The organism is Umezawaea beigongshangensis, from assembly GCF_016464305.1.
Classification (GTDB): Bacteria; Actinomycetota; Actinomycetes; order Mycobacteriales; family Pseudonocardiaceae; genus Umezawaea_A; species Umezawaea_A beigongshangensis.
The window spans coordinates 386,316-398,288 of sequence record NZ_JAEIOJ010000003.1; the positions used below are offsets into that span (position 1 = coordinate 386,316).

General features: G+C 74.6%; 10 protein-coding genes and 2 pseudogenes. 8 read left to right on the top strand and 4 right to left on the bottom strand.

Annotation, left to right across the window (positions count from 1 at the left end; all coding sequences use genetic code 11):
- Window positions 1-16: 16 nt before the first annotated feature.
- The 5 genes and pseudogenes from IMZ35_RS10010 to IMZ35_RS32245 form a co-directional block, all read left to right on the top strand.
- Entirely contained in the window at window positions 17-1,531 is a 1,515-nt protein-coding gene (locus IMZ35_RS10010) for a cytochrome ubiquinol oxidase subunit I (protein ID WP_199440696.1), read from the top strand.
- A gap of 13 nt (window positions 1,532-1,544) precedes the next feature.
- Window positions 1,545-2,564, top strand: a complete 1,020-nt coding sequence (gene cydB, locus IMZ35_RS10015) for a cytochrome d ubiquinol oxidase subunit II (RefSeq protein ID WP_199440697.1) — start codon at window positions 1,545-1,547, stop codon at window positions 2,562-2,564.
- Entirely contained in the window at window positions 2,561-5,809 is a 3,249-nt protein-coding gene (gene cydD, locus IMZ35_RS10020) for a thiol reductant ABC exporter subunit CydD (protein ID WP_199440698.1), read from the top strand. The genes cydB and cydD overlap by 4 nt, the downstream gene beginning before the upstream one ends.
- Window positions 5,810-5,898: 89 nt before the next feature.
- Window positions 5,899-6,486: pseudogene (locus tag IMZ35_RS32230) on the top strand (GAF domain-containing protein); the annotation flags it as partial.
- 207 nt (window positions 6,487-6,693) lie between these two features.
- Window positions 6,694-6,948 (top strand): annotated as a pseudogene (locus IMZ35_RS32245) (sensor histidine kinase); the annotation flags it as partial.
- A gap of 24 nt (window positions 6,949-6,972) precedes the next feature.
- On the opposite strand, the gene IMZ35_RS10030 reads toward IMZ35_RS32245, so the two are convergent.
- Complete coding sequence (locus tag IMZ35_RS10030) at window positions 6,973-7,602, bottom strand: response regulator (protein ID WP_199440700.1); 630 nt, start codon at window positions 7,600-7,602, stop codon at window positions 6,973-6,975.
- Between the two features lie 60 nt (window positions 7,603-7,662).
- On the opposite strand from IMZ35_RS10030, the gene IMZ35_RS10035 reads away from it, so the two are divergent.
- Entirely contained in the window at window positions 7,663-8,157 is a 495-nt protein-coding gene (locus IMZ35_RS10035) for a GNAT family N-acetyltransferase (protein ID WP_199440701.1), read from the top strand.
- 40 nt (window positions 8,158-8,197) lie between these two features.
- Here the strand turns inward: IMZ35_RS10035 and IMZ35_RS10040 are convergent, their stop codons facing one another.
- Window positions 8,198-8,797: a macro domain-containing protein gene (locus IMZ35_RS10040; protein ID WP_199440702.1), complete on the bottom strand. Its 600-nt coding sequence runs from the start codon at window positions 8,795-8,797 to the stop codon at window positions 8,198-8,200.
- 114 nt (window positions 8,798-8,911) lie between these two features.
- On the opposite strand from IMZ35_RS10040, the gene pheA reads away from it, so the two are divergent.
- Entirely contained in the window at window positions 8,912-9,832 is a 921-nt protein-coding gene (gene pheA, locus IMZ35_RS10045; protein ID WP_199440703.1) for a prephenate dehydratase, read from the top strand.
- Window positions 9,829-10,461 carry a histidine phosphatase family protein gene (locus tag IMZ35_RS10050; RefSeq protein WP_199440704.1) on the top strand — a complete coding sequence of 211 codons (633 nt, stop codon included), beginning with the start codon at window positions 9,829-9,831 and terminating at the stop codon, window positions 10,459-10,461. Before pheA ends, IMZ35_RS10050 begins: the two co-directional genes overlap by 4 nt.
- On the opposite strand, the gene IMZ35_RS10055 is transcribed toward IMZ35_RS10050, so the two are convergent.
- A complete protein-coding gene (locus IMZ35_RS10055) occupies window positions 10,458-10,808 on the bottom strand; it encodes a metallopeptidase family protein (RefSeq protein ID WP_199440705.1) in 351 nt (116 codons plus the stop codon). The two genes, IMZ35_RS10050 and IMZ35_RS10055, sit on opposite strands and share 4 nt — an antisense overlap.
- A 4-nt stretch (window positions 10,809-10,812) precedes the next feature.
- A complete protein-coding gene (locus IMZ35_RS10060) occupies window positions 10,813-11,940 on the bottom strand; it encodes a septum formation family protein (protein WP_229371357.1) in 1,128 nt (375 codons plus the stop codon).
- Between the last annotated feature and the right edge of the window lie 33 nt (window positions 11,941-11,973).

An 11,973-nucleotide genomic window follows, 5' to 3' on the forward strand; every position in this document is an offset into this window, starting at 1 on the left:
GGCCTACCGTCGACACGTGGACGTTCTCGACCTGGCACGGTGGCAGTTCGGCATCACCACCGTCTACCACTTCCTCATGGTGCCGCTGACGATCGGCCTGTCGCTGATCGTCGCGGGGATGCAGACCGCCTGGGTGCGCACGGGCGATCGCAAGTACCTCGCGATGACGAAGTTCTGGGGCAAGCTGCTCCTGATCAACTTCGCGATGGGCGTGGTGACGGGCATCGTGCAGGAGTTCCAGTTCGGAATGGCCTGGAGCGCCTACTCGCGGTTCGTCGGCGACGTGTTCGGCGCGCCGCTGGCGATGGAGGGCCTCGTCGCGTTCTTCGTGGAGTCCACGTTCCTCGGTCTGTGGATCTTCGGCTGGGACCGGCTGCCCAAGCGGGTGCACCTGGCGTGCGTGTGGGCGTTCTCGCTGGCCACGGTCGCGTCGGCCTACTTCATCCTCGCCGCCAACTCCTGGATGCAGCATCCCGTCGGCATCGAGGTGCGCGACGGCAGGCCGGTGCTGACCTCGATCGGCGCCGTGCTCGGCAACAGCACCGTGCTGGCCGCCTTCCCGCACACCGTCTTCGGCGCGTTCTGCGTCGCGGCCACGTTCCTCGTCGGCATCTCGGCGTGGCACCTGTGGCACCGGTCGGACGACGAGCCGGTGTGGCGCGGGTCGCTGCGGCTGGGCGCGTGGGTCGGCGTCGTGGCGTTCGCCGGTGTCGCGATCAGCGGTGACCTCCAGGGCAAGCTCATGTTCGAGCAGCAGCCGATGAAGATGGCCGCGGCCGAGGCGCTGTGCCGCACGGAGGAGCCCGCCAGCTTCTCGGTCTTCGCCATCGGCGACGTGGCCAGCCCGGACTGCGAGGACGTCAAGAGCATCACGGTGCCCGCGCTGCTGTCGTTCCTCGCGCACAACGACTTCAGCAGCGAGGTCAAGGGCCTCGACGAGCTGGTGCCGCTGTACCAGGAGCGCTACGGCGCGAACTACCCCGTGGACGAGCGGCTCGGCGAGCTGTCGGGTCAGCCGATCGACTACGTGCCGCTGCTGCCGGTGACCTACTGGGGCTTCCGGCTGATGATCGGCTTCGGCGCGATCGCCACGTTCGCCGGCGTCGCGGCGCTGTGGCTGACCCGCGGCGGACGCCTGCCGCGCGGCCGGTGGTTCCCGATCGCCGCGCTGGCGAGCATCGCGACGCCGTTCCTCGCCAACAGCTTCGGCTGGATCTTCACCGAGATGGGCCGCCAGCCGTTCGTCGTCGTGCCCAACCCGTCCGGTGTGGACGGCGTGTGGATGTACACCGCGCAGGCCGTGTCGAACTCGGCCCCCGGCGAGGTCCTCACGTCGCTGATCGCCCTGACCACCGTCTACGGCGCGCTGGCCGTCGTCGAGGGCTTCCTGGTCCGCCGCTACGTGCGGGCCGGCGTCCCCGGTGTGCTGCCGCCCGAGAAGCCCGCCGACCAGAAGCACGACACCGACGAGCACGACGACGAGAAGCCCGACGCCGAGAAGAAGTCCGACGTCCTCGCCTTCGCCTACTGAGAGGAGTCCGGTCGTGAACCTTCCCCTGCTCTGGTTCTGCGTGATCGCCCTGCTGTGGCTGGGCTACCTCTTCCTGGAGGGCTTCGACTTCGGCGTCGGGATGCTGCTGCCGGTCCTCGGCCGCGACGAGACCGAGCGCCGCGTCCTGATCAACACGATCGGCCCGGTCTGGGACGGCAACGAGGTGTGGCTGATCGTCGCGGCCGGTGCCACGTTCGCGGCGTTCCCCGGCTGGTACGCGTCGCTGTTCAGCGCCACCTACCTGCCGCTCACGCTGTTCCTCGTCGCGCTGATCGGGCGAGGGGTGGCCTTCGAGTACCGCGGCAAGGTCGACTCGGCGCGCTGGCGGCGGGTGTGGGACCGGATCATCGTGACCGGGTCGTGGACCGCTGCGCTGTGCGTCGGGTTCGTGATCACCGCGACCGTGCTGGGCCTGCCGCTGGACGCCGCCGGCGACCGGATCGGCTCGCCGTTCGCCTCGGTGACGTGGGAGACGGTGCTCGGCGCGCTCGCCGTCGCCGGGTACGCCCTGGTGCACGGCGCGATCTTCCTGGCGCTCAAGACCGAGGGCGACGTCCGGTACCGGGCCCGCGCGCTCGCGCTGCGGGCGGCGCCGGTGGCGCTGCTGCCGCTGGTCGTCCTGCTGCTGCTCGTGCAGCTCCGCTCCGGCGAGCCGTGGACGTGGGCCGCGACCGGCGTGGTGCTCGCGGCCGTCGCAGCGGCGCTGGCCAGGCTGGCGCGCGGACGCGAGGGCCAGGCGTTCAGCGGCATGGCCGTCGCGGTGGCCGCCACCGTGCTCGCCCTGTTCGGGGCGCTGTACCCGGACGTGCTGCCGTCGACCGCCGACCCGGCGCACTCGCTGACCGTCGCCGGTGCCGCGTCCAGCTCCTACACGCTCACCGTCATGACGTGGGTCGCCGCGTTCGGCACCCCGGCCGTCCTCGTCTACCAGGGCTGGACGTACTGGGTGTTCCGCAAGCGCATCGGCGTCCGCCACATCCCCGCGACGCACGTCCCGGCGGCGTCGTCGTGACGACCGCGCCCGTCCCGGTCCCCCCGGCCTCGACCCCTTCCGCCACGAGGCCGGGGAGGGGCCCGCTCGGCGCGCTGCCGACCCTCTCGCCGTCAGCGCGCCGGGCGCTCGCCCTCTGCGGGGTGCTCGCCGCCCTCACCGCCGCCGCCCTCGTCGTGCAGGCGCTCGCCCTCGCCACGGCGGTCGCGAACGCCGTCACCGGCGTGCCGTTCTCGGCCACCCCGTTCGCCGTCCTGGCCGGCGCGGTCGTCGCCCGCTCGCTGCTGGCCTGGGCCACCGAGTCCACCGCGGCCCGCGCCGCCGCCGGGGCGAAGGAGGAGCTGCGCGCCGCGCTGCTCGACCGGGCGCTGGAGCGCGGCCCCGAGTGGATCGCCGCCCGCGGCGCCGCCGAGCTCGCCGTCCTCGCCACCAGGGGGCTCGACGCGCTCGACGCCTACTTCACGAAGTACCTCCCCGCCCTGGTCACGGCCGTCGTCGTGCCCCCGCTGGCCGGTGGCTGGATTCTGCTGACCGACCCGACGTCGGCCGTGCTGATCGTCGTCACCGTGCCGCTCGTCCCGATCTTCGCGATCCTCGTCGGCTGGTACACCCAGCGCCGCGTCGAGCAGTCGGCCGACGTGACCGAGCGGCTGTCCGGGCACCTGCTGGAGCTCGTGCGCGCCCTGCCCGTGCTGACCGCGTTCGGCCGGGCCGCGGCGCAGGGCGAGGCGGTGCGGCGCGTCGGCGAGGAGCACCGCAGGGCCACCACCAGCACGCTGCGCGTCGCGTTCCTGTCGGCGCTGGTCCTGGAGATCGCCGCGTCGCTGTCGGTCGCGCTGATCGCCGTGGGCATCGGCCTGCGCCTGGTGTCCGGGGAGATGACGCTCGTCGTCGCGCTGTCCGTGCTGATCCTCGCGCCCGAGTGCTACCTGCCGCTGCGCGCGGCCGGTGCCGCGCACCACGCGAGCGAGGACGGCCTGGAGGCGGTGCGCCGGGTGGCCGAGGTCGTCGCGGCCGAGGACGACCGCGAGCCGGGACGCCGGACGCCCGCGGCGCGCGTGCACGGCGTGCGGGTCGGTGGCCTGCGGATCCGCCGCCGCGACGGGTTCGCCCCGGACGGCGAGTCGTTCGAGCTGCGCGCCGGGCACGTGCACCGGCTCGACGGCCCCAGCGGCGCGGGCAAGTCGACGGTGCTGGGCGTGCTGCTCGGGTTCGTCCGGCCCGACGCGGGCCGGATCACCGTGGACGACGCCGACCTGACCACCCTGGACCTCGCGGCCTGGCGGCGCAGGGTCGCGTGGGTGCCGCAGCGACCCGCCTTCGCCGCCGCGACCCCGTTCGGCGAGCTGGAGCTGGCCGTCGCCGACCAGCCCGGCGGGCCGCCCGCGCGGCAGGAGGCGCTCGGCGTGCTGGCCGAGGTCGGCGCCGGCCACCTCCTCGACCGGCCCGTGCGCGAGCTGTCCACGGGCGAGCGGCAGCGCGTCGCCGTGGCCCGCGCGCTGCTGCGCGTGCGGCGCGGCGCGTCCGTGCTGCTGCTCGACGAGCCCACCGCGCACCTGGACCCGGTGACCGCGACGCGCGTCACCACCGCGGTGAGCGGGGCGGCCGCGGGGGGAGCGGCCGTCCTGCTCATCACCCACCGCGTCACCGAGCACGCCGAGGGCGCCGACGTGCCCGCCGAGGTCGTCGCCGCCGCCGGGGACGCGCCGACCGGTCCGCCACCGCCGCTGCGCGCGCTGCTCACCCGGCGCACCGTCGCCGGTGGGCTGCTGGGCGTGGGAGCGCTCGGGGCCGGGGTCGCGCTGAGCGCCGTCTCCGCCTACCTGATCGCCCGCGCGTGGCAGCAGCCGCCGATCCTCACCCTGTCCGTCCTCGTCGTGGGCGTGCGGACGTTCGCGCTGCTCAAGGGCGTGCTGCGCTACCTGGAGCGGGTCGTGTCGCACGACGCGGCGTTCCGGCTGGCCGGATCGCTGCGGGTGCGGCTGTGGGACGCCGTCGTGCGCCGCGGGCCCGCGCGGCAGCGCCCGGACGCGCTCCAGCGGCTCGTCGACGACACCGACACCGTGCGCGACCTCGTGCCGCGCGTGCTGGTGCCGCCGCTGGTGGCCGCCGGGGTCGCCGCCGGCGCGGTCGTGCTGCACCTGTTCCTGCTGCCGGGGGCCGGGCTGGCGCTCGCGCTCGCCCTGCTCCTCGGCGGCCTCGCCGCGCCCGCGCTGGCCGTGGCGGTCGAGCGCCGCGCCAGCACCGCCCTGTCGGCGGGACGGCGCTCGGTGAGCGCCGACGTGCTGACCCTGCTGAGCGCCGCCCCCGACCTGATCGCCACCGGCGCGCACCTGCGCCGCCGCGCCGACCTGGCCGCGCTCGACGCCGACCTCGCCCGGCAGGCCCGCAGGCAGGCGCTCGGCGCCGGTGCGGCCACCGCCGTGCTGCACCTCACGACCGGCCTCGCCGCGCTGGTGTGCACCGCGCTCGGCGCGGTCGCCGCCGCGGGCGGGAGCCTGAACCCGATCCTCGTCCCCGTGCTCGGCCTGGTCCCGCTGGCGCTCGCCGAGGCGCTCTCGACGCTCGCGCCCGCCGCGCAGCAGCTCCCCACCCTGCGCACGGCCCACGCCCGGCTGGACCTCGACGTGCCGCCGCCGGCCGCCCCGGCGGAGCGCGGCCTGCGGCTGGAGGGCGTGGACGTGCGCTGGCCGGGAGCGGCGGCACCGGCGCTGCGCGGCGTGGACCTCGACGTGCCGCGGGGCGCGCGGGTCGCCGTGCTCGGACCGTCGGGCGCGGGCAAGTCGACCCTGTTCGCCCTCCTGCTCGGGTTCCTGCCCGCCGAGCGCGGCCGGGCCGCCCTGCCCGAGCGGGTCGCCTGGTGCCCCCAGGAGCCCCAGCTCGTGTCCACGACCGTCCGGGAGAACCTGCGCCTGGCCGACCCGCACGCCTCCGACGACCGGCTGCGCGAGGCGCTCGTGCTGGCCGGGCTGCCCGGCTGGACCGACCGGCTCGACCTCGTGATCGACGGCACCACCACCTCCGGTGGAGAGGCGCAGCGCCTGTCGCTCGCCCGCGCGTGGCTGTTCGACGCGGACGTCGTCCTGCTCGACGAGCCCACCGCCCACCTGGACGAGCCCACCGCGCGCGCCCTGCTCGACCGGCTCGACGTGGCGCTGCGCGGGCGCACCGTCCTGCACGTCACCCACCGGCCGGAGGAGGCGCGCGGCGCCGACGTCGTCCTGGAGGTCGTCGGTGGCCACGTGCGGGAACGCGTTTACCGTTGACGGTCGTGGATGCCCCGCTCGCCAGCCGCGTGCTGGCCGCGTCGACCGAGATCACCTCGGCCGCGCTCGCCGGTGACGACCCGGACGCCGTGCTGCCGCTCGTCGTGCGCCGCGCCGCCGCGCTCGCCGAGGCGGACCTCGGCCTGGCCATGCTCAGCGCCGACGACGGCTCGCTGACCGTCGAGGCGTCCTACGGCCACTCCGGCGGCAACCCGGTGGGCACCGTGCTGTCCCCGCGCTCCGCAGCCGCCAGGGTCGCCCGCAGCGGCGTCCCCGTGGTCGCGGCCGACTTCACCACCGACCCCCGCACGGCGCCGTTCGTGCCCAGGGGCCTCGGCGGCTACGGACCGTTCGCCGTGGCGCCCTTCGGCACCCGCGAGCGCAAGATCGGCGCGCTCGCCGTCTACCGCAGGCGCGGCAGCGACCCGTTCACCTCCGAGACCGTGGACCTGCTGACCGCGTTCGCCGCGCAGGCCGGACTCGCCGTCGTGCTCGCCGAGGGCTCCACCGCCCGGCAGCACGTCGCCGTCTACCAGGAGCGCGAGCGCATCGCCCGCGACCTGCACGACGTCATCATCCAGCGGCTCTACGCGGCCGGGGTGCAGCTCGACCTGCTGGGCCGCCGGCTCGGCAAGCGCTTGCTGCCACCGGAGAAGGAGCGGCTCGCGGAGGCCGTGGACCAGCTCGACGAGACGATCGCCGAGGTCCGCGCCACCGTCCGCGCCCTGCGCAGCGCCGACCCGGCCGGTCCGGAGCACGCCGACCTGCTGGACTCGGTGCGCGCCGAGGTGCGCACGGCCGGTGAGCTGCTGGGCTTCCCGCCCGACCTGGAGGTCCACGGCGACCCGGCCGACCTGCCCGGCGACCTGGCCGACCACGCCCGCGCGGCGCTGCGCGAGGCGCTGTCGAACGTGGTCCGCCACTCCGGCGCGAACGCCGTGTCGGTGCTGCTGCGCCGCGACCCGTCCGGCCTGCTGCTGCGCGTGAGCGACGACGGCTGCGGCATCCCGCCCGACGTGACCCGCCGGGGGCTGCGCCACCTCCAGGAGCGGGCGCGGTCGTCGGGCGGCACGTTCACCGTCGACTCGTCCCCGCGCACCGGCACCACCCTGACGTGGCAGGTCCCCGTGCCGGACTGACCACCCCGCGGGCGGGACGAGACGTCAGCGGGTGCGGCGGGCGACCCAGGCCGCGGCCTGGGTGCGGCGCTGCATCCCCAGCTTCGACAGCACCGCCGTCACGTAGTTCTTCACGGTCTTCTCCGCCAGGAACAGCCGCTCGGCGATCTGGCGGTTCGTCATGCCCTCGCCGATCAGGTCCAGCACGCGCCGCTCCTGCTCGGTCAGCCCCGACAGCACGTCCGTCTCGGCCGGGCGGCGCATTCTGTCCAGCACGCGCGCGGTCGTCACCGGGTCCAGCAGCGAACGGCCGGCGGCCACCTCGCGGACGGCCGTCACCAGGTCCTGACCGCGCACCTGCTTGAGCAGGTAGCCCGACGCCCCGGCCATGATCGCTCCGACGAGAGCCTCCTCGTCGTCGAACGCCGTCAGCACCAGGCAGCGCGGCCCGTCGGGAAGAGAGCGCAGGTCACGGCACAGGTCGACGCCGTTGCCGTCCGGCAGCTGCACGTCCACCACGGCCACCTCGGGACGGGCCGCGCCCGCGCGGGTCAGCGCCTCCGCGACGCTCCCGGCCTCGGCGACCACCTCGATGTCGTCCTCGTCGTCGAGCATCTCGCGCAGCCCCCTGCGCACGATCTCGTGGTCGTCGACGAGCAGCACGCGCACCGGCACGAACCAACCGTACGTCGAATGCCGGTGTTCCGGTGGCCCGGGGGTTGACACAGTGCACGCATGGCAGGGAACACCGTGCGTCCGATCGACGAGGCCGACCGGATCGTGGTCGGCCGACTGGTGCTGGAGCTCTGGGGAGCGCACACCGCCGTGGCGCACGGCGAGGTGTTCTTCCCCGCGAGCCTGCCGGGGTTCCTCGTCGAGCAGAACGGCCAGGTGCTCGGTCTGCTCACCTACGCGGTCAACGGCGCCACGCTGGAGATCGTCACGTTCAACGCCCTGCGCCGCGGCCGGGGAGTGGGCACCTCGCTGCTGGAGGCCGCCGTCCAGCGCGCCCGGCAGCTCGGCCTGTCACGGGTGCGCCTGACGACCACCAACGACAACCTCGACGCGCTGCGCTTCTACCAGCGGCGCGGCTTCAAGCTGTGCGGCGTGCGACCCGACGCGCTGCGCGAGTCGCGGCGGCTCAAACCGGAGATCCCCACGGTGGGGGAGTACGGCATCCCCATCACCGACGAGCTCGACCTGGAGAGATGGGTCGCGCCCCGCCAGTAGTGCACAGGTTGTCCACAGCTCTGTGCACAACTGGCCGGCCTCAGCGGTGGGGCAGCGGGCTGAACACCTCGTCCCACGCAGCGGCCACCTGCCGCGCGCACGTCTCCGGGGCGACCCCGCCGACACCGGTCCCCAGACCCGGCACGGCGATCGTGCGGATCACCCGCCGCACCGGCCGGCCGTCGTCCAGCCGCCCGTTCTGCCACAGCCGCAGCACCGCGCGAGCCGCCAGGTAGGGGTGCACGGTGTCACCGGGCAGCAGCTCGCCCGGCGTGCGCATCGTCGGCGCGCTGATGAGCCACGCCGGCTCGGTCTCGCCGGTCGCCACCAGGAGCGCCTCGCCCACCGGCAGCTCACCGCCGTGCAGACCGAGGACGCCGCTGCGCACCTGGTCCTCCACGTGCGGGAAGGCTCTCGCGTAGACGGCGTCGATGCCCCCGCGCATCCACCCGAACGAGTTCGCGGGACTCACCACCGCCTCGGCGACGATGTCCAGCACCGATCCCCGGTGCACGCGGATGCCGGGACGTCCCTCGGCGACGGTGGACCAGGCTCTGGTCAGCGGTTCGTCAACCGCGCACAACACGAGTCGGGGCGCTGCAGCCGGAGCGTTGATCTCACCCTCCGTATCGGCGGTCACGTCTCAAGCATTCCAGGAGCACGGGCCGCTGCGGAACCGGGTGGGGCACCCGCCAGCCGGGTGATCCTCACCTCGCCGGTGCCCCCTCGCGGTCGTGCTCGTAGGGTTGCTCCCGTGTCGCGCATCGCCTACTTCGGCCCGCGGGGAACCTTCACCGAACAGGCCGCCCGCGCCTTCGCCGACCTCGACCAGGACGAACTGGTCGCCGCGGAGACCGTCCCCCTCGCGCTGACCTCGACCCGCCGCGGCGACACCGACGCCACGTGCGTGCCCGTGGAGAACTCCGTCGAGGGAGCGGTCCCGGCCACCATGGACGCCCTCGTCGAGGGCGAACCGCTCGTCGCCGTCGGCGAGTTCGTGCTGCCCGTCCGCTTCAGCGTCCTGGTCCGTCCCGGCACGGACGCCGCCGCCGTGCGCACCGTCGCGAGCCACCCGCACGCCCTCGCCCAGGTCCGCCAGTGGCTCGGCGAGCACCTCCCCGGCGCCCACGTCGTCGCCTCCACCTCCACCGCCGCGGCCGCCGCCGCCGTCCGCGACGGCGAGTTCGACGCGGCCGTCAGCGCCCCCGTCGCCGCGACGCACTACCCGCTGCGCGAACTGGCCACCGACGTGGCCGACGTCGCCGACGCCAAGACCCGCTTCCTGCTGCTGCGCCGTCCCGGCACGCTGCCCGAGCCCACCGGCCAGGACCGCACGTCCGTCGTCGTGACCACCGCCGACCGGATCGGCGTGCTGTCCGAGCTGCTCGCGGAACTCGCGCTGCGCGAGATCAGCCTGACCCGGATCGAATCGCGCCCCACCAAGGGACGCCTGGGCGAGTACCGCTTCTTCGTCGACCTCGCCGGTCACGTGGCCGAACCACGCGTCGGCGACGCGCTCGCCGCCCTGCACCGGCACAGCAACCACGTCCGCTTCCTCGGCTCCTACCCCGTGGCGGAACCCGCCGAGAACACGCGGCGGCCCGCCGCGACCAACGCCGACTTCACCGCGGCCGCCGACTGGGTGGCCGCCCTGCGCGAGGGGACGACCGCGTGAGACTGCTGCTGGTGCGCCACGGGCAGACCGCCTCGAACAGGCGCCACGCCCTCGACTCGCTGCCGCCGGGCCCCCCGCTCACCGAGGAGGGCCGGGAGCAGGCGCTCGCGCTGGCGGCCGACCTCGCCGACGAACCCGTCGTCGCCGTCTACGCGAGCACCGCCGTGCGCGCGCAGGAGACGGCCGCGCCCGTCGCCGCGCACCACGGCCTCCAGGTCGAGGTCGTGGAGGGCGTGCACGAGGTCTTCTGCGGCGACCTGGAGGGCCGCGCCGACCAGGAGGCGTTCGAGGCGTTCGTCGCCGTGTTCTCCGCGTGGGCCGACGGCGACCTGTCCGTGCCCGTGCCCGGTGGCGAGGCCGGCCAGGACGTCGTCGACCGCTTCGCCCCCGTCGTGCGCGCCATCCGCGACCGGCACCAGGAGGGCACCGCCGTCCTCGTCACGCACGGCGCGGCGATGCGGCTGGCCGCGCTGTCCCTGGCCGGCGACGTGCGCCCCACGCTCGCCGAGAGCGCCCTCATCCCGAACACCGGTCGCATCGCCCTGGAGGCGACGCCGGACGGCTGGCACTGCCTGTCGTGGACCGGCCTGGACCTCGACGCGGCCCGCGGGCCCCGCCCGGTGGGCTAACCCCAGCCGAGCTCGTGCAGGCGGGCGTCGTCCACGCCGAAGTGGTGGGCCACCTCGTGCACGACGGTGATCGCGACCTCGTCCACGACGTCGTCCTCGTCGTCGCACACGTCCAGGATCGCCTCGCGGTAGACGAAGATGCGGTCCGGCAGCACCCCGCCGTAGTCCGAGGTCCGCTCGGTCAGCGCCACGCCGTGGTAGAGCCCGAGCAGCGACGGGTCGTCGGGGTGCCGGTCCTCGACCAGCACGACCACGTTGTTCATCGCGTGCGCGAACTCGGGCGGGATCAGGTCGAGCCCCTCGCCGACCAGTTCCTCGAAGCGCTCCCTGGTCATCTCGACCGGCACGGCGTCAGCCCTCCTGCTCCTCGGTCCGGGTGACCGTGCTGGAGGTGGGCGCCACCGACGACTGGCCGGAGGGGGGCGCGGAGGGCTGGCCCGTCGTGGACGGCTGCTGGCCCTCGGAGTGCAGCGGTGCGCCGGTGGGCTCGGCCTGGGGGGCGACGGTGGTGGTCTGCGGCGGGTTGGACGTGGTCAGCGGGGGCGCGTCGGGGTTGCGGACGCTGCCGGTCCACGCGACGAGGGTGTTGCCCTCGGGAATGGCGCCGATCTTGCAGTTGGCCCTCCTGGACCCGGCGGCCCAGCTCTCCGAGACCCTGGTGTCCCAGCTGACGGCGAGCTTGTCGCCCCTGAGGTCGGCGCCGCCGGTGTACTCGGCCGCCATCGTGCTGCACTCCTCGGCGAGGACGTCGTCCTGCCGGGCGGGGTCGGGGAAGTCCGGGCCGACGAGCGTGCCGAGGTCGGCCACGCCGATGATCTCGAACGTGTGAGGCTGGGCGCACTCGATCGGGTCGCCCACGGAGTTGCCGTTGATGCCGAGGCAGACGCCTGCGTCGTAGACGAGCGACTGGTCCTGGGTCTTGGCGGTGCCGTAGGACGGCAGCAGCGCGCCGGAGGCGGCGGCGACCTGGAGACCGCAGCGCAGCGTGCGGTAGCCCTCGCCCCAGCGCCGCTCACCGGGGTTGAGGGTGCCGACGCTGTACTTGCCGAACGGGTCGAACTTCTCGTTCAGGTAGGTCAGGGACGTCTCGGTGCAGTGATCGGCGCTGATCGTCTGCCAGACCTCGTTGTCCGGGAACCGCGCGTCCTTCCCGTACGTCGAGGTGATGTCGACGGTTCCGGTGACCTCGAACAGGTGCTGACTGCCGCAGTCCACCCTGGCCACGTCCGACAGGTCGGGGCGGGTCCAGTTGAGGCAGTCGCCGGCGTTCGCCTCGAACGCCGGGTTGACGGCGGCCGCGGTGACGCCCCTGTCGCCGCGCGTGCCGGTGCCGCCACCACCGCCACCGCCACCGCCGACCGGCCAGGAGGTGAAGGTGCTCAGGACGAGGAGGAGGAACGCGCCCGCGGATGCGCCGATCATGACCAGGCGCGTGCTGCGCAGGCCACCGCGGCGAAACCACTGAACGTTCACAGGCATCCGCTCCATGATGCCCGTGTGCTCCGCACAACC

Coding starts and splice junctions, on each gene's coding strand:
- IMZ35_RS10035 (WP_199440701.1), top strand. CDS start 7,663: ATGGCAGGGAACACCGTGCGTCCGATCGACGAGGCCGACCGGATCGTG.
- IMZ35_RS10060 (WP_229371357.1), bottom strand. CDS start 11,940: ATGCCTGTGAACGTTCAGTGGTTTCGCCGCGGTGGCCTGCGCAGCACG.